Annotated in this window: 13 protein-coding genes; 6 read left to right on the top strand and 7 right to left on the bottom strand. The window is 67.7% G+C overall.

Features of this window, described 5'->3' with window-relative positions; all coding sequences use genetic code 11:
• Window positions 1-29: 29 nt before the first annotated feature.
• Window positions 30-2,405 (bottom strand): ATP-binding cassette domain-containing protein, encoded by a 2,376-nt coding sequence (locus ASC59_RS04070; RefSeq protein WP_055818584.1) that lies wholly within the window; start codon window positions 2,403-2,405, stop codon window positions 30-32.
• A gap of 342 nt (window positions 2,406-2,747) precedes the next feature.
• Here ASC59_RS04070 and ASC59_RS04065 point away from each other — a divergent pair, with 342 nt between their 5' ends.
• Window positions 2,748-7,787 carry a glycoside hydrolase family 3 N-terminal domain-containing protein gene (locus ASC59_RS04065; RefSeq protein WP_162243169.1) on the top strand — a complete coding sequence of 1,680 codons (5,040 nt, stop codon included), beginning with the start codon at window positions 2,748-2,750 and terminating at the stop codon, window positions 7,785-7,787.
• Window positions 7,788-7,920: 133 nt separating this feature from the next.
• Window positions 7,921-8,502 (top strand): HdeD family acid-resistance protein, encoded by a 582-nt coding sequence (locus ASC59_RS04060; protein WP_055818580.1) that lies wholly within the window; start codon window positions 7,921-7,923, stop codon window positions 8,500-8,502.
• A 76-nt stretch (window positions 8,503-8,578) separates the two neighbouring features.
• Here the strand turns inward: ASC59_RS04060 and ASC59_RS04055 are convergent, their stop codons facing one another.
• Window positions 8,579-9,346, bottom strand: a complete 768-nt coding sequence (locus ASC59_RS04055; RefSeq protein WP_055822808.1) for an SDR family oxidoreductase — start codon at window positions 9,344-9,346, stop codon at window positions 8,579-8,581.
• 136 nt (window positions 9,347-9,482) lie between these two features.
• On the opposite strand from ASC59_RS04055, the gene ASC59_RS04050 reads away from it, so the two are divergent.
• The 4 genes from ASC59_RS04050 to ASC59_RS04035 all read left to right on the top strand — a co-directional run bounded on the left by ASC59_RS04050 (window position 9,483) and on the right by ASC59_RS04035 (window position 12,164).
• The gene (locus ASC59_RS04050) at window positions 9,483-9,962 is read left to right on the top strand and encodes an NfeD family protein (RefSeq protein WP_055818578.1); all 480 of its coding nucleotides are present in this window, start codon (window positions 9,483-9,485) and stop codon (window positions 9,960-9,962) included.
• Window positions 9,959-10,891 carry an SPFH domain-containing protein gene (locus ASC59_RS04045; RefSeq protein ID WP_055818576.1) on the top strand — a complete coding sequence of 311 codons (933 nt, stop codon included), beginning with the start codon at window positions 9,959-9,961 and terminating at the stop codon, window positions 10,889-10,891. Before ASC59_RS04050 ends, ASC59_RS04045 begins: the two co-directional genes overlap by 4 nt.
• An 8-nt stretch (window positions 10,892-10,899) precedes the next feature.
• Window positions 10,900-11,673, top strand: coding sequence for a glycerophosphodiester phosphodiesterase (locus ASC59_RS04040; protein WP_055818574.1), 774 nt, complete (start codon window positions 10,900-10,902; stop codon window positions 11,671-11,673).
• Window positions 11,674-11,798: 125 nt separating this feature from the next.
• On the top strand, window positions 11,799-12,164 hold the full coding sequence (locus tag ASC59_RS04035; protein ID WP_055818572.1) for an RNA polymerase-binding protein RbpA: 366 nt from the start codon (window positions 11,799-11,801) through the stop codon (window positions 12,162-12,164).
• A gap of 58 nt (window positions 12,165-12,222) precedes the next feature.
• On the opposite strand, the gene lnt is transcribed toward ASC59_RS04035, so the two are convergent.
• From lnt to ASC59_RS04010, 5 genes are all read right to left on the bottom strand, one after another.
• Window positions 12,223-13,794: an apolipoprotein N-acyltransferase gene (lnt, locus tag ASC59_RS04030; RefSeq protein ID WP_055818568.1), complete on the bottom strand. Its 1,572-nt coding sequence runs from the start codon at window positions 13,792-13,794 to the stop codon at window positions 12,223-12,225.
• A gap of 64 nt (window positions 13,795-13,858) precedes the next feature.
• Complete coding sequence (locus ASC59_RS04025; RefSeq protein WP_055818566.1) at window positions 13,859-16,297, bottom strand: DEAD/DEAH box helicase; 2,439 nt, start codon at window positions 16,295-16,297, stop codon at window positions 13,859-13,861.
• A gap of 27 nt (window positions 16,298-16,324) precedes the next feature.
• Entirely contained in the window at window positions 16,325-17,077 is a 753-nt protein-coding gene (tatC, locus tag ASC59_RS04020; protein ID WP_055818564.1) for a twin-arginine translocase subunit TatC, read from the bottom strand.
• A 43-nt stretch (window positions 17,078-17,120) separates the two neighbouring features.
• Window positions 17,121-17,405: a twin-arginine translocase TatA/TatE family subunit gene (gene tatA, locus ASC59_RS04015; protein WP_055818561.1), complete on the bottom strand. Its 285-nt coding sequence runs from the start codon at window positions 17,403-17,405 to the stop codon at window positions 17,121-17,123.
• 1 nt (window position 17,406) lies between these two features.
• Window positions 17,407-17,754: a hypothetical protein gene (locus ASC59_RS04010; RefSeq protein WP_055818559.1), complete on the bottom strand. Its 348-nt coding sequence runs from the start codon at window positions 17,752-17,754 to the stop codon at window positions 17,407-17,409.
• Between the last annotated feature and the right edge of the window lies 1 nt (window position 17,755).

The raw sequence follows: 17,755 nt of genomic DNA, 5'->3' as shown, positions 1-17,755 counted from the left end.
CGATTCTGCTCGGCTCGGACCATCGTCCCTCAGGCGCCGACGTAGCGTGCGAGGTGCTCCCCCGTCAGCGTCGAGGCCGCATCGACCAGGGCGGCAGGTGATCCCTCGAAGACGACCCGACCGCCGTCGTGACCGGCACCCGGGCCCAGGTCGATGATCCAGTCGGCGTGGGCCATCACCGCCTGATGGTGCTCCACCACGATGACCGACTTGCCGGAATCGACCAGGCGGTCGAGCAGGCCGAGCAGGTGTTCCACGTCGGCGAGGTGCAGTCCGCTGGTCGGCTCGTCGAGCACGTATACGTCGCCCTTCTCGGCCATGTGGGTGGCGAGCTTGAGACGTTGGCGCTCACCTCCGGACAGGGTCGGGAGCGGCTGGCCGAGCCGCAGGTAGCCCAGCCCGACGTCGACGAGCCGCGCCAGGACGGCGTGCGCAGCCGGGGTGCGCGCCTCCCCCGTGCTGAAGAACTCCTCGGCCTCGCTCACCGACATCGCCAGCACCTCGCTGATGTCGCGGCCGCCCAGGTGGTACTCGAGAACCGACGCGTCGAACCTCTTGCCGCCGCAGACCTCGCATGGGGTGGACACCCCCGCCATGATGCCGAGATCGGTGTAGATGACGCCGGCGCCGTTGCAGTTCGGGCAGGCTCCCTCCGAATTGGCGCTGAAGAGGGCGGGCTTCACGCCGTTGGCCTTCGCGAATGCCTTGCGGATCGGCTCGAGCAGCCCGGTGTACGTCGCCGGATTGCTGCGACGGGAGCCTCGAATGGCGGTCTGATCGATGGAGACGACCCCGGCACCCGCGGGAATCGACCCGTGGATCAGCGAACTCTTCCCCGACCCCGCAACACCGGTCACGACGACGAGCACCCCGAGCGGGATGTCGACGTCGACGTTCTGCAGGTTGTGGGCGGTGGCTCCGCGAATCTCGAGGGCACCGCTGGGCTCGCGTACCGTCGCCTTCACGGCCACCCTGTCATCGAGGTGCCGACCGGTGAGGGTGTCGCTGGCGCGCAGTTCCGCGATCGTTCCCTCGAAGGTGATCGTTCCACCGGCCGTCCCGGCCCGCGGGCCGAGGTCGACGGCATGATCGGCGATGGCGATCATCTCGGGCTTGTGCTCGACGACGAGCACGGTGTTGCCCTTGTCTCGGAGGCGCAACAGCAAGTCGTTCATGCGCTGGATGTCGTGCGGATGCAGCCCGATGGTCGGTTCGTCGAAGACGTAGGTGACATCGGTGAGCGCCGAGCCGAGGTGACGGATCAGCTTCACCCGCTGCGACTCCCCGCCCGAGAGCGTTCCCGACGATCGATCCAGGGAGAGGTAGCCGAGTCCGATCTCCACGAAGGAGTCGAGGGTCTGGCTCAGGTTCGCGAGGAGAGGCGTCACCGAGGGCTCGTCGAGCCCGCCCACCCAGACGGCGAGGTCGCTGATCTGCATCGCACAGGCGTCGGCGATGCTGATGCCGGCGATCTTCGACGAGCGTGCCGCAGCGCTGAGGCGCGTCCCCTCGCAGTCCGGACAGGCCGTGAAGGTGACCGCCCTGTCGACGAACGCCCTGATGTGCGGCTGCATGGCCTCCTTGTCCTTGGACAGGAACGATTTCTGGATCTTCGAGACCAGGCCCTCGTAGGTCATGTTGATGTTCTGGAACTTGACCTTGGTCGGCTCCTTGTAGAGGAAGTCGTTCAGCTCGGTCTCGGTGTAGTCGCGGATCGGCTTCGCGGGGTCGAGGAAGCCGGATTCACTGAAGATGCGCACCATCCAGCCGTCGACGGTGTATCCGGGGATCGTGAGAGCCCCCTCGTCGAGCGACTTGGAGTCGTCGTACAGCTCGGCGAGATCGATGTCGGTCACCGAGCCCATGCCCTCGCACCGAGGACACATGCCACCGGTGAAGGAGAAGTCGTCGCTGATGGCCGCTCCCGACCCCTTGTCGATCGTGACCGACCGCGATCCCTGGACCGAGGCGATGTTGAAGGAGAACGCCTGAGGCGACCCGATGTGCGGCTGGCCGAGGCGACTGAACAGGATGCGGAGCATCGCGTTGGCGTCGGTGACAGTGCCGACGGTCGAGCGCGGGTTCGCGCCGAGCCGCTCCTGGTCGACGAGGATCGCCGTGGTGAGGCCTTCGAGCACGTCGACGTCGGGGCGCGCCATGGTCGGCATGAAGCCCTGCACGAAGGTGCTGTAGGTCTCGTTGATCATCCGCTGCGACTCCGCAGCGATCGTTCCGAACACCAGGGAGCTCTTGCCGGAGCCGGACACCCCGGTGAACACGGTCAGCCGACGCTTCGGGATGTCGACGCTGACATCCTTCAGGTTGTTCACGCGGGCACCCTGCACCCGGATCCTGTCGTGGCCGTCGGCCGGATGCCGATCCGTCGACTGGGCGTCAGTGCTCATGGTGTCTCCATCTGTCAGGTGGGGCGACGTCGCCGATCAGATTACCGGTGACGAGCGACGCTCCCCCAGCGGGATGCGAGCTGTACCCCGCGAGATGATGGATGCGACACGATCCGGCATCCGTTTCCCGCTCCCCCGCAACAGCGTGAGCCATCGCCCGCGCACGCTCGCGACCTGCGTCGGATCTGTACCCCGAGGTCCGCAGAAACGATACCCGTGTACCCCTCGACCGGGTGACACCACTCCCCCTAGGATCGGACTCGGCGGGGTGTTTTCGGGACCCGCGCAGTGAGTCTCGTCCCCGCCTGCGGGGGCGAGCGATCACGTTACGAAGGAGTAACCGTGCCGGTCCGTTCTGTGCGTTCTCTCGTCGGAGGGGCCGCAGGCCTCGCCCTCATCCTCTCCGGGCTGGTGGCCGCGGTTCCTGCCCAAGCGGCCGAACCCGACCTCGCCCGATTCGGCACGATCACCGCATCGGCCTCCCAGGACGACGCCGACGGGAACTTCCCGCCCGAGAACACCATCGACGGCGACGCGACCACCCGCTGGGCCAGCGGCAACGGGCCGGATGACAGTTCCGAGTTCACGGCTTCCCTCACCTCGGACCTCGGCGCCGTCGCGAGCGTCACCGGGGTGTCGATCGCGTGGGAGGCAGCGTACGCCGCCTCCTATGAGGTGCTGACAGCGACCTCGGCACCCGATGACGAGTCCAGCTGGAGCGTCGCCGCGACGCAGCCCACCAGTGCCGGAGGCACCGAGGCGATCGTCTTCGACGCGCCCGTCGAGGCCCGCTACGTTCGACTCTCCATGCTCGAGCGCGTGGCATTCACCTGGGATCCCGCGGGACCCCATTACTACGGATACTCCGTCTTCACCTTCGCTGTGAACGGCACCCTCGCGGTGCCGACCGTCGGCTTCCTCTCCCCGACGGTGCGCGTGGGGGCCGGAACCGATGCCGTCGCCACCGTGGGGCTCAGCAATCCTGCCGCCACAGACCAGAGCGTGCGGGTGGTGAGCACCGACGGCACCGCCATGGCGGGAACCGATTTCACCGCGGTCGACCAGGTGGTGACCTTCCCCGCCGGTGAGACGACCGCCACAGTGTCGGTTCCGACGATCTCGCGAGGCGCCCTCGCACCGGTCGGAACGTTCGACCTCGCTCTCTCCGAGCCGAGCGACGGCATCGGGCTCGGCATCCGGTCGACGGCGAGGGTCACACTGACGCCGACGGGAGAACTGCCGAACGACGGGGCGAGCACTCTCATCCACGACTTCGAGGACGGCGTGCCGGGTGGCGTGTTCACGTGGGCCAGCACTGACGCCGTGAAGCCCGTCCTGGCAACGGCTCCTGATTCTGCCGTGCCGGGTTCGGGGTCGGACAACGACGTAATGACGGCCACTGTCGGTGGCGAACCGACGGCCGCAGACTGGTTCGGCTTCTCCAATGACACTGCCGCCACGGACTGGTCGGCATCCGACGGCTTCAGCTTCTGGTTCGGCGGGACCGGCTCCGGTGGCACCCTCTCCTACGAGCTGAAGAGCGGCGGGAAGCTGTTCGACCGCAGCGTGGTGGACGACACCGCCGGCTGGCGTGAGATCAGCGTGCTGTTCTCGGAGCTTCGAGTGAAGGGCAGCCCTGACGACCCTGCTCGATTCGATCCATCGGCTTCGACAGGCTTCGCCGTCACCCTGACCGGTCTCGGCGCTGGCGAGTGGGCATTCGACGACTTCGCGGTCTTCGAGCGCGTCTTCACCCTGGAGGACTTCCAGGGCGAGGTGCCCATCAGCACCTCGGCCGATCCCGTCGGCTTCTTCACCTGGGGCTCGGAGGAGGGCCTCGCGACACTCGGCGTCGAAGCCCGCGAACGCGGTGACGTGCCGGACAACCGGGTGCTCGCCGGCGATTACCTCATCCCGTCCGGTGGCTACGGGGGCTTCAGCGACAACCTCGCCGCATCGCAGGACTGGAGCTCGTTCGAGGGCATCAGGTTCTGGTGGTACGCCTCCCAGCCGAGCAACCCGGCCTCCCCCACCGCGGGAGACGACATCAAGGTCGAGATCAAGGACGGCGGCCCCGACGGAGAGCACTCGGAGCTGTGGGCCACCACGTTCAAGGACAACTGGGGCAGCTCGACCAGTCGCTGGAAGTTGGTGGAACTGCCATTCTCCAGCTTCGCTCTCGGTGGCTACCAACCCGGAAGCGCCGAGACCCAGAACGGCACCCTCGACCTGACCAGCGCATGGGGCTTCGCTCCCACCTTCACACCGGGCAAGCCGACGAGCACCCCATGGGCCATCGACGACGTGCAGCTGTACGGAACACCCGTGCCCGCCGCCACAGTCGGCATCTCGGCCACCCAGGACGTCTACCTCGTCGACCCGGGAGAGCCCGCAGACGTCGGCATCACCGTCACCACGACATCCGGTGAGCCGCTCGCCGCGCCGGTGACAGTCCGATACGCCAGCGGAGACGGATCTGCCGAGGCCGACACCGACTACGTGCCGTTCAGCGGAGAACTCAGCTTCCCCGCGGGCAGCGAGTCCGGCGCGGTCCAGAGCATCGCCGTGCAGACCATCGCCACAGACGAGGCCGATGAAGCCCGCAGCATCCCGATCACCCTCGAATCGAGTGATGCCGGGCTGCCGGATGCCGCCCCTCGCGTGGTCATCAACGCCCACGGTCTCCCCTATCTCGACGAGTCGCTGCCGGTGGACGAGCGGGTCGCCGACCTGCTCGGACGGATGAGCCAGGCCGAGAAGGTCGGCCAGATGGCCCAGGCCGAGCGCCTCGGGCTGAACTCGCCACAGCAGATCGCCGACCTCGGGCTCGGCTCCGTGCTGTCCGGCGGAGGCTCGACGCCGCAGTCGAACACCCCCGAGGCGTGGGCCGACATGATCGACGACTACCAGCGTCAGGCGCTCTCGACGCCACTGCAGATTCCGCTGGTCTACGGGGCAGACGCCGTGCACGGTCACAGCAATGTGCAGGACGCCACGATCTTCCCTCACAACACCGGGCTCGGAGCCACCCGCGATCCGAGCCTCGTGCAGCAGATCGCCGCGGCCACGGCGAGCGAGACGAAGACGACCGGCGTGAACTGGGCCTTCGCGCCGTGCCTCTGCGTGACACGCGACGAACGCTGGGGACGCAGCTACGAGTCGTTCGGCGAGGATGCGGCACTCGTGCGCTCCTTCGCGGAAGCCAACATCGTCGGCCTCCAGGGGGACGACCCGACCGACCTCAGCGGACCAAACAAGGTGCTGGCGACGGCGAAGCACTGGGCGGGCGACGGCGGCACCCAGTACGACGCGTCGAAGGCAGGAACGGGCTATCCGATCGACCAGGGCCTGACTGTCGCCGATTCCCTCGCGGACTTCGAGGCGATGCACGTCGATCCCTACATCCCGGCCATCGATGCCGGGGTGGGCAGCATCATGCCGTCCTACTCCGGAGTCGACATCGGCCAGGGCGACGTGCGCATGCACGAGAACACCCTGCTCAACACCGAGGTGCTGAAGGGCGATCTCGGATTCGACGGATTCCTCATCAGCGACTGGGAGGGCATCGACAAGCTTCCCGGCGGCACCTACGCCGACAAGGTGGCGCGTTCCGTGAACTCCGGACTCGACATGGCGATGGCTCCCTACAACTTCGGCGCCTTCATCACCAGCGTCATCGACGGCGTCACGGCCGGCACGATCGCACAGAGCCGGGTCGACGATGCCGTCACGCGCATCCTCCAGCAGAAATTCGCCCTCGGACTGTTCGAGAACGCCATGACCGACCGCAGCGAACAGGACGCCTTCGGCGCCGAGGAGCACCGCACCATCGCCCGCACGGCGGTGGCCGAGAGCCAGGTGCTGCTGAAGAACGACGGCGTGCTGCCGCTGCAGGCGTCGGACTCGCTCTACGTCGCCGGGTCGAACGCCGATGACCTCGGTCACCAGATGGGCGGCTGGACGATCTCCTGGCAGGGCGGGTCCGGCGACATCACCACCGGGACCAGCATCCTCGAGGGAATCCGTCAGGTCGACGCCGACGCGACATACAGTAAGGACGCCTCGGCCCCGATGGAGGGTGCCGACACCGGCATCGTCGTGGTGGGCGAAGCGCCGTACGCCGAAGGGCAGGGCGATGTCGGCAACAACGGCAAGAGCCTCTCCCTCTCTGCGGCCGACCGAACGGCGATAGACAGAGTCTGCGCCGCCATGGACTGCGTCGTGCTGGTCGTCGCGGGGCGCACCCAGCTGGTCGCGGACAAGCTGGCCGAGATCGACGGCCTGGTCGCATCGTTCCTGCCGGGCTCCGAGGGTGCCGGCGTCGCCGACGTGCTCTTCGGTACGCAGCCGTTCACCGGCCGTCTGCCCGTCAGCTGGCCGGCGACCGCCGAGCAGGTTCCGATCAACGTCGGCGACGCCGACTACGAACCGCTGTTCGCCTACGGGTGGGGTGTCCGCACGGATGCTCCCCGCGACAGGCTGACCGGCCTCGCGGAATCCCTCGAGGCTGGACCTCTGAAGACGGTTGTGGACGGCATCGTGTCCGCACCGATCTGGGCGCCCGACGGCACGGTCGACGACGCCCAGGGCGCGATCGACCTGGTGGCGGATGCCGTCACCCTCGTTCCGGGAACCGAGACGAGCTCGCTCCGAACCGCGGACATCCTGACCTCGGTCGTGCGTGATCTGGCGCAGGCAGCGGTCGTCGACGGCACAGCGGTGGACGGGTCTGCTGCTCTGACGGCGGATGCCGAACACGCCCTCATCGCCGGGGACTCCGTGCGCGCCGTCGAGCTGCTCGCGTCCGTGCTCGGCATCACACCGACGCCCCCCGCGGTCGTTCTCGACGACTTCGATCGCGCCAACGGCAGAGTCGGGGCGAACTGGAGCGGCGCCACGAGCACGCTGCTCTACAGGATCACGAGCCGTTCTCTCGATCTGCAGCTCGGTGGACCCCTGATCTGGAAGGAGCCGTTCGGCTCGAGCCAGGAGGCCTCGGTCACCCTGAAGAAGGTGGACGCCGGCAACCGCGCCCAGGGCCTCGTACTCAAGGCGCAGCCCGGCCGCACGGTGACGACGGGCATCGTCGTGGCCTACGACGCGAAGTCGAAGGTGGTGAGGGTGACGACCGAGCGCGGCTTCCTCGTCGGGAGCAGCTACCCGGCCATCCCGGCGACCTTCTCCGACGGCTCGGTGCTCACGGCTCGGGCGCAGGCAGACGGCTCGGTCGTGGTGCTGCGCGACGGCGAGGTCGTCGGAACCACGAAACTGGGATCGACCGACCGGGGGTTCTTCTCCGCGAAGGGCGGGCACATCGGCATCTGGTCGCTCGCCGCGACCCGCGCCGTGTTCGACGACTTCGGGGGCGGCACGATCGGCTGAGGCGCGCCCGGCGTGGTTCGGCTCGACGCCCGCGAGCCGGACCACGCGGGATCGCGACACCGACCGTCTCATTCCTGTGAATCTCCCGAATGTGCGCCACAATCGGAGCAACAGATTTCCCTGAAGGAGTGTCATGTCCGATATCACCGCATTGGGTTTCCAGATCGACCCCAACCGCCTCAGCAAGTCCGAAGTCAACGGGATCAGGGTCGCTCTCGGCGTGAGCGCCGTCGTCGCGCTCGTGCTGGGAATCGTGGTCCTCGTGTGGCCAGACAAGACGGCCGGTCTGCTGGCCGTGCTCTTCGGCCTCTACTTCCTCATCATCGGAATCGTGCGCCTGGCCAAGGGCATCTTCTCGAAGGGGATCTCGGGCGGGTCGCGAGTGCTCAGCATCCTGCTCGGCCTGCTCCTTGTGATCGCCGGCATCTTCGCGCTGCGCAACCTCGAGTCGACTGTCGCCCTGCTCGGCATCATCATCGGTATCGCCTGGATCATCGAGGGTGTCGCCGCCCTCGTCGAGTCTGCGTCTGACGGCTCGCGGTGGCCGGGCATCGTCTTCGGCGTCATCAGCATCATCGCCGGAATCGTCGTGCTGTTCCTCCCGGCCGCATCCGTCGCCGTCTTGCTCGTCATCGGCGGCATCTTCCTCGTCATCGCCGGTCTCGTCCAGCTGGTGCAGGCCTTCACCTTCGGGCGGAACGCCACGACCGCGTAGCACGTCCGCGTATGACGAAGGCCCCCGTCCGACGGACGGGGGCCTTCGTCATCCTGGGAGACGCGTCTCCGCTGCGTCAGGCCTCGGGAGCGAAGTCGCTGGTGTCGCCGACGTAGCGGGTGTTGTCGGCGGGAATCGGCTCGACAGCGGCGGCAGCCACCTCGGCGGCGAACTCCCCCACGTTGTACAGCTTGCCGGCCGACTCCTTGCGCGACGAGATGGCACCCGGGTTGGCCCGCTCGAGCAGCGTCGCAGTGATGGTGCCCTCGATCATGTCGCCGGAGACGACCACGAAGTCGATCCCGGCCGCCGTCAGCTCGGGAATGCGGGCTCGCAGTGCGTCCTCGCCCGCACGCTTGCTGAGGGCGACGGGCACGTACTCCGGCATCGTCTCCGTCGTGCGGATGAAGTGCGCCTGGTGGCTCGTGACGAAGACGACACGGCTGCCGGGCTTCAGGTGCGGGAGTGCTGCGTCGAGCACCCCGACCTGCGCATCGCGGTTGAGGGTCATCGCGTAGTCGGCGGCCATGCCGGACTCCATGCCGCCCGACGCATTGAGCACCAGGATGTCGATGGAGCCGAATTCGGCAGCAACCTGGTCCATGAGGCTGTCGACGGAGGAACGATCGGTCAGGTCCGCTCCCACCGTGATCGCCCGGCCGCCGGCCGCGCGGATCTCGTCGGCGAGCTTGACGGCACGCGCCTCCTTGTTGCGGAAGTTGATGACGACGTCGGCACCGGCCGCAGCGAAGAGTCGCACCGTGTCGGCGCCGATGCCGCGCGACGAGCCCGTCACGACGGCTGTCTTGCCGGTGAGTGATCCTGGGGCGATGGGGTTGGTCACTGGAGACTCCTTGCGGTCGATGCTGTGCGAGCGGATGCGGCGATGAAGCTGGAGCATCCCCGGATGAGACTACCAATCAACGGGAATCGCCCAGCCCGGACTGATAGCGTCGAATGACGACGCAAAGGGGGCGCACATGGACGAGGGAGTCTTCGCTTACGCGTGGATCGTGTGGCTGGCGCTCATCCTGATCTTCGGAACGATCGAGACGCTGACACTCGAGCTCACGTTCCTCATGATCGCCCTCGGCAGCGTCGGCGGGCTCGCCGCCAGCCTCATCGGAGTTCCGTGGTGGGGCCAGATCCTCGTTGCGGCCGTGCTGTCTGTCGCTCTTCTCGCCTTCATCAGGCCGCCACTTCTCCGCGCCCTCAAGAAGGGCGGCGACCCCGCTCGCAGCAACGTGGATGCCCTGATCGGCATGGGTGCCACCATCGTCGCCTCGATCGGAGTCGGCGCCGGTCCCGGCCAGGCCAAGCTCGCCAACGGCGAGACCTGGACCATCCGACTCTCCCCCGTCACCGAGCAGCGCGTCGTCGCCGCCGGTGAGCAGGTCATCGTCACCGCGATCGACGGCGCGACCGCCGTCGTCGTCCCGGTTGAAAGGACGCAGGAATGACAGACACCCTGACAGGCCAGATCGTGCTGGCCGTCATCATCATCGTCATCATCATCTTCGTGCTGGTGGTGATCTTCCGTTCCATCCGCATCATTCCGCAGGCCTACGCCGGCGTGGTCGAACGGCTGGGCCGCTACCACAAGACATTCATGCCGGGCCTGAATCTCCTGGTCCCGTTCGTCGACAAGGTGCGCCGCCTCGTCGACCTGCGCGAGCAGGTCGTCTCGTTCCCACCTCAGCCCGTCATCACCGAGGACAACCTCGTCGTCTCCATCGACACCGTCGTCTACTTCCAGGTGACGGATGCCCGTGCCGCGACGTACGAGATCGCCAACTACCTCGGTGCCGTCGAGCAGCTCACCACGACGACCCTGCGCAACGTGGTCGGCGGACTCAACCTCGAGGAGGCACTGACGAGTCGCGACAACATCAACGGACAGCTGCGCATCGTGCTCGACGAGGCCACCGGCAAGTGGGGCATCCGAGTCAACCGCGTCGAGCTCAAGGCGATCGATCCGCCCCACTCCATCCAGGACTCGATGGAGAAGCAGATGCGCGCCGAGCGAGACCGACGTGCGCTCATCCTCACCGCCGAGGGTACGAAGCAGTCGGCGATCCTCACGGCCGAAGGCGCCCGTCAGGCGGAGATCCTCCGAGCGGAGGGTGATGCGAAGGCGGCGGTGCTGCGCGCTCAGGGTGAGGCCGAGGCCATCCGCACGGTCTTCACGGCGATCCACGAGGGCGACCCCGATCCCAAGCTGCTGGCCTACCAGTACCTGCAGACCCTGCCGCAGATCGCGCAGGGCGAGGCGAGCAAGCTCTGGATCATCCCGAGCGAGTTCACGGAGGCGCTCAAGGGCTTCAGCTCGGCGTTCGTCCCCGGCAAGGGCGACACCACTCCCCCGTCCGGTCCGCCCGTCGCCTCCTGATCCGTCCCGTGCAGACACCGGGTTCCTACCTCGACACGGCCTGGCCCCGCGTGCTCGCGCACCGGGGCCTCGCCGTCTCAGCGCCCGAGAACACCCTCCTCGCGTTCCAGCGCGCTTTCGAGGTCGGGGCGACCCACCTCGAGACCGACGTGCACACCAGTCGTGACGGTGTCGCCATCATCAGCCACGATCCCGATCTCGCACGACTCGTCGGTCGCCGACAGCGCATCAACGAGCTCTCGGCCGAGCAGTTGCTCGACATCGACCTCGGTCACGGCCAGTCGTTCTGCACCCTCGAAGACGCCCTGACGACGTTCCCCACCGCCCGCTTCAACATCGATGTGAAGGATGCCGGCTCCATCGCGAGTGTCGCGTCCACCGTCCTGGCAGCCGACGCCGTCGGACGCGTGCTGATCACCTCCTTCTCCGAGCGGCGCCGGGCTGCGGCCGTCGCCCTGCTGCCGGGCGTCGTGTCGTCGGCATCCGCGTCCATCGTGGTCCGCGCCATACTCGGCGCCCGCACCGGACTGCGCCGCAACGTCGTCAGGAGCCTGGCCGGGTTGGTGGCGCTGCAGATCCCCGAGAGGAGCGGTGGCATCCAGTTGGTCACTCCCCGCGTCATCGCTGCCGTGCACGACGCCGGGCTCGAGGTCCACGTGTGGACTGTGAACGATCCGGCTGCCATGCGCAGGCTCTTCGCACTCGGGGTCGACGGCATCGTCACGGACCGAGCCGACATCGCGGCTCACGTGCTGCGACGGGACGGCGAGTCCGGCGCCTGACCGCCAGCTGTGAATCCGTCGATCCACCCCCTTGTCTGGGAGTGCGCTGTGCGAACCGGAGGTCACGGGAAGGTTACGCCCAGCTTGGCCCGTTATAACTGATGAGGCAGTGAGAGGAGATCACCATGGCTGATCGTAGTTTGCGTGGAATGCGCTTGGGTGCACAGAGCCTTCAGAGTGAAGAGGGCGTTGCTTTCGCACAGCGTGTCAATCACACGTACCGGTGCGAGCACTGCGGTCACGAGTCCGTGATGACGTTCTCGGCCGACGCCGAGGCCCCGCAGAGCTGGGAATGCAAGCAGTGCGGCCTCGAGGCCATCCTCATCGTCGATTCGAAGCCCGTCGTCATCGACCGCTCCGACGAGAAGGTCGCCCGTACGCACTGGGACATGCTGCTCGAGCGTCGCACCATCCCGGAGCTCGAAGAGCTCCTCGAGGAGCGGCTGAACATCCTGCGTGCCCGTCGGGGACAGCAGAAGATCGGCGCATAAGCGCCCGCCAGCACCGTCGAACGCGATCACCTCGAGCCGAGGTGGTCGCGTTTCTGGTTTAACGGCCGGACGCCGAGCGGCGGATGCGGCGACCCCGCACCGCAGCCGCGCACGCCAGCACGAAACCCGCGAGCCCCACGCCGGCAGCCAACCACTCGAGACCTCGCCCGACGACCATCGCCGGCGTGGTGGTGTCGCTGAGGGGTACCTCCTGCACCATCGCACCAGCGGTGAAAGCCGGCAGCGAGTCGATCGTCGACCCATTGGGTGCCACGATGGCGCTCTCCCCCACGGTCGAGATGTTCACGACGGTGCGTCCGGTCTCGACGGCGCGGATGCGGGCGATGGCGAGCTGCTGGGCGCTCTCGTCGGTCGGCTGCTCGGCCGTTCCGAAGTCGGCGTTGTTGGTCTGCGCCAAGATGATCTGGGCGCCCTGACCCATGAGGTTCGCGACCAGCTGGTCATCGGCGATATCGAAGCAGATCGAGATGCCGGCGATGACACCGTCGATGTCGAACACGCCATCCGTCCTGCCCATCTGGTAGTCGCGGCCGACCAGGTCGATGAGCTCGGGAGCGAACGGCCTCCAGAACGCCCTGTCGGGCATGTACTCGGCAAACGGGACCGGATGCCCCTTGTCGTAGTAGTCGACGACGCCCTGGCCGGGTTCCCAGAGGAACGAGGTGTTGTAGTACAGGCCGTCGCGCTCGGTGACGGTGCCCGCGACGAGCGGGGCGTCGAGGGCGGTGGCGACCTGGTCGAGCATTCTCGACGCCTGGAACGACCGGGTGGGATCGACGTCTGATGCGTTCTCCGGCCAGACGACCATGTCGACGTCCTGGCCCTCCACCGGGAGGCTGGCCGCCACGTGGTCCATGAGGATCTCGCCGGCCGGTCGATTGGCGAACAATCCGGCGTCGGCATTGCCCTGCACAGCGGCGACGGTGGTGGTGCCCGACACGATGACGGGCCAGGCCGGCAGCACGATCAGCACGGCGATGGCGGCCACGATCGCACCAATGCGGCGGAGGGCTGGGGCATCCGTCTCGAGGATCAGGAAGAACGCGAAGGCCGCCACCCACGCGATCACGAAGCTCAGGCCGGCGACTCCGAGCCACGCAGCCAGGTCGGTGAACGGGCTCTGGGATTGCGAAAGCGCCAGGCGACCCCAGGCGAAGCCGCCGTACGGGGCGACCGCCGTGAAGCCCTCGCGCGCGGTCCAGAGGCCCGCCACGACGACCGGCAGCATGCCGAGCCGACCGAGCCGGGTCGGCCAGACCGCGGGTCCCCATCCGAGCACGACGGCGATCAGGGCGCAGCCGATGGCGAAGAAGATGGCCTGCAGGATGCCGAGAGCCAGCCACGGCACCGGGCCGAGGTAGCGCGTCAGCCAGATGATCTGCACGAGCCAGAACACGGAACCGCTGATCAGCCCGACGAGCAGACCGGTTCCGAAGCTGCGGCCGCGCAGCGCGACCAACAGGAGCAGCACCGCGACGGGTGCCAGCGGCCACCAGCCGCGGTCGGGGAACGCGGCATCGAGAAGGTAGCCGGACCCGGCGCCGAGGAGGATCGCGCCCCAGAAGGGAACGAGCGGCGTCGCACGCTGAGTGGGGACGCCGAGATGCACCCGTTCAGCCTAAGCGAGCGAACCGGGCGATTCGTTCAGGTCGCCGCCGGCGCAGAGGAAGCGCTCAGGCGACAGTGGAGTACGCCACGATGCCGCGGCGCACGCCGTCGATCGCGGCACGGGCGTTGCGGGCGACGGGGTTGTCGGCCACGACGGAGAGCTGGTCGAGCAGATCGATCGTCTGCTTGGTCCAGCGCACGAAGTCGCCGGCGGCCATGTCTGCCTCCAGCAGCACGTCACTGAGGCGGCCACCACGCGCCCATCGGTACATCGCCAGCGACAAGCCCGTGGCGATGGGGCTCGACCCCTGCAGCTTGCTGTCGCGTTCGAGGTCGTCGAGGTCGCTCCACAGAAGCTGCGTCGCCTCGAGCGCAGCCGGGAAGGCCCCACGCGGAAGGTAGCGCTCCACGGTCTCGCCCTCCTCGCGACGGGGCTCGAACACGAGGGCGCATGCCATGGCGGCCAGGCCGGCCGGATCGAGCGAGTCCCAGAGGCCGCGGCGCAGGGCTTCGGCGGCGAGCAGGTCCCGGTCGCCGTAGATGCGGCGCAGCATCCGGCCAGCGGATGTCGCCCCCAGGCGTCCGTGCTCGTCGCGTTCGAGGTAGTCGAGACGCAGCAGCACGTCGGTTACCCGATCGAAGATGCGGGCGACGGCGCCCGTGCGCGCACGGATCTGCTGCTGGAGCGTGTCGTTCTCGCGCTTCAGGCGGTACCAGCGCTCGGCCCAGCGGCTGTGCGCCTCTCGGTCCTTGCAGGCGTGGCACGGGTGGGACTTCAGGCGGTTGCGCAGTTTCGTCAGCTCGCGCTGCCGCTTCTGACGCGCTGCCTGCGGCTGGCTGTCGGCACGCGCGCCCTGCTTCTCGAGGTCGCTCAGCTGGTGCCGGATCGACGCGTACTCGCGGAAGTCGCCGAGGTGGCAGGTCATGGCCTCCTCGTAGCCCGCCAGCGACTCCTGCTGCTGGCGCACCGTGCGAGCGAGGTCGACGACGGCGCGGTCGGCCTGGAACTGCGCGAACGACGATTCGAGGATGTCGCGGGCTCGTTCCCGGCCGAACTGCTCGATGAGGTTGACCGCCATGTTGTAGGTCGGCCGGAAGCTCGAGTTGAGCGGGTAGCTGCGTCTGGAGGCCAGCGAGGCCACGGCCTGAGGATCGAGGCCCTGCTGCCACTGGATGACCGAGTGCCCCTCGACGTCGATGCCGCGGCGGCCGGCTCGACCGGTGAGCTGGGTGTACTCCCCCGGCGTCACCGGAACCCGGGCCTCGCCGTTGAACTTCTCCAGCTTCTCCATCACGACGGTGCGGGCGGGCATGTTGATGCCGAGCGCGAGAGTCTCGGTCGCGAAGACCACCTTGACGAGCTTCTTCTGGAAGAGCTCCTCGACGACCTCCTTGAAGGCGGGGAGCATTCCGGCATGGTGCGCCGCCACCCCACGCTCGAGGCCCTCGAGCCATTCCCAGTAGCCGAGCACGGCCAGATCCTCGTCGACCATGGTGCGGCTGCGCTCCTCCGCGATGCGGCGGATCTCGCTGCGCTCTGCGGCATCCGTCAGCCTGATCCCGCTGCGGAGGACTTGACGCACAGCCTGGTCGCAGCCGACGCGACTGAAGATGAAGAAGATCGCCGGAAGCAGGTGCTTGCCGTCGAGGAGCGCCACGAGGTCTTCCCGCGGCATGCGGCCCTCGTGGGGCGGCGGACGGTGGTAACCGCCGCGGTCGCGCCCGCGTCGCCCGGCCGTCGACCGATTCTGGATGGACCGGCCACCGGATGCCGCCAGCTGGACCAGCTCAGGGTTGACCCGGGTGGTGGCGATGACTCCGGAGGAGTCGAACAGGTCGACGAGCTTCGTGCGCACGAGTACATGCTGCTCGAGAGGAACGGGCCGATCCTCGGAGACGATCACCGCGGTGTCGCCGCGCACGGCCTGCAGCCAGTCGCCGAACTCCTCGGCGTTGGAGACCGTCGCGCTCAGCGACACCATGCGCACGCGCTGCGGGAGGTGGATGATGACCTCCTCCCAGACGGCGCCGCGGAAGCGGTCGCCCAGGAAATGCACCTCGTCCATCACGACGAAGGCGAGGTCGGTGAGCAGGTCGGAGTCGGCGTAGAGCATGTTGCGCAGCACTTCGGTCGTCATGACCACGATGCGTGCACTCGAGTTGATGTTGGTGTCGCCCGTGAGAAGGCCCACTTCTGAGGCGCCGTACTCGTCGACGAACTCGTTGAACTTCTGGTTCGACAGCGCCTTCATCGGGGTGGTGTAGAACACCTTCGCCCGCTGCTGCTGCATGGCCAGGAAGACGGCGAACTCGGCGACGACGGTCTTTCCGGCTCCCGTGGGGGCTGCCACCAGCACGCTGCCGCCATCCTCGAGACTGGCGCAGCTCGCGCGTTGGAAGTCATCGAGATCGAAGCTGAGGCCTGCACGGAACGCTTCGAGCTGCGGATGCGTCGTGCTGGCCTTGAACGCTGCGTACCGCTCGGCCGGGGAGGGTGTGCTCACTCCTTCAGCCTAAGTCGTGCCCGCCTCTCAGAGGGCGAGTTCGGCCTCGAACGCCCGAGCGCGCCGTTCGGCGCGACGGTCGTGCAGCCAGGCCACGCCCCAGGCCGCGAAGTACAGCACGACCATCGGCACGGCGAGCAGGAACATCGACACGACGTCGGCGGCGGGAGTGGCGATGGCCGTGAACAGCACGATCACCAGGATCGCCCAGCGCCACGAGCCGATGATCGACTTCGCGCTGATCACGCCGGCGAAGTTCAGCAGCACGAGGAAGACCGGGAGGACGAATGCTATGCCGATGGCGAGCACCAGCTTCAGGACGAACTGGAAGTAGTCCTTGGCGTTGATGAAGGCCGCGTCGTCCGGCGGCGCGAAGCTCGTCATGAGCTCGACGACATGCGGGAGCACGAACCATCCGGCGGCGCACCCGGCCAGGAACAGCGGAACAGCGCTGAAGAAGAAGCCGAAGGTGTACTGCTTCTCGGTGCGGCTCAACGCCGGCATGAAGAAGGCGAAGATCTGGTACAGCCACACCGGGCTCGAGATGACCAGGCCGATGTAGAAGGCGATCTGCAGCTTCAGGTCGAACGCCGAGGTGATGTCGGGGTAGTTGATGACGGCGTTGCGGTGCTGCGCCTTCACGATCTGCAGCACCGGCACACGCAGGGCGTTCCAGACCAGGTCCGACAGGATCCAGCCGATGACGGCGCCGACCGCGATGCCGCCGGCTGCCAGGAAGAGTCTCTTGCGCAACTCCAGCAGGTGCTGGCCCAGGGACATCCGACCTTCGCTGTTGCTGCGCTTGGATGCGCGAGCGGCCACGCTAGTTCTTGGCGGCTGGATCGGTCGAGCCGGCGCCGCCGGCATCCGCCGACCGGACAGTCGTCGTCGTGGTGGTGCCGTCGGGGTTGGTGACCGTCGTGCTTCCGTCGGCGTTGAGGACCGTGGTCGACTCCTCGGGCTTCTTGTCGGAGGCGACCTCGGTCTTGAGGATCTTCATCGACTGGCCGAGGCTGCGGGCGAGAGCCGGGAGCTTGGGAGCGCCGAAGAGCAGAAGGATGATCACGAGGATGATCAGGAAGTGCCATCCGGTGAGGTTCTGAAGCATGTCAGCTGGTCCAATTCTGCGTGGAATGTGTGAGTAGTCTACCCCGAGCGACGCGGGCATCCCGGCGCGCCTGGCGGCGGTGCGCCCGCTCGGCCCTGCGCATGCCCCAGGCGAAGGAGCGCTCGTCTCGATCACCGAAGACCGCATACTCGCGCGCCTGCACCTGCGCTGACGCATCCTCGAGCTGGTCGAGGGCCCGTTCGAGCTCGGCTGTCGTGAGCGTGAGCTCCCCGTAGGCGTCGAACGCGGAGCGTCCCTTGCGCCACGCTCGGCGTCCGAGCAGCACGACTACCAGCACCAGCGCGACGAGGAGCACGCCCCCGATGAGGAACCACGACCAGCCCGGCATC

It is taken from the genome of Leifsonia sp. Root1293, assembly GCF_001425325.1.
GTDB lineage: Bacteria > Actinomycetota > Actinomycetes > Actinomycetales > Microbacteriaceae > Orlajensenia.
Note: the sequence above shows the minus strand (reverse complement) of the source record. Positions and strands in the feature narration are given on the sequence as shown.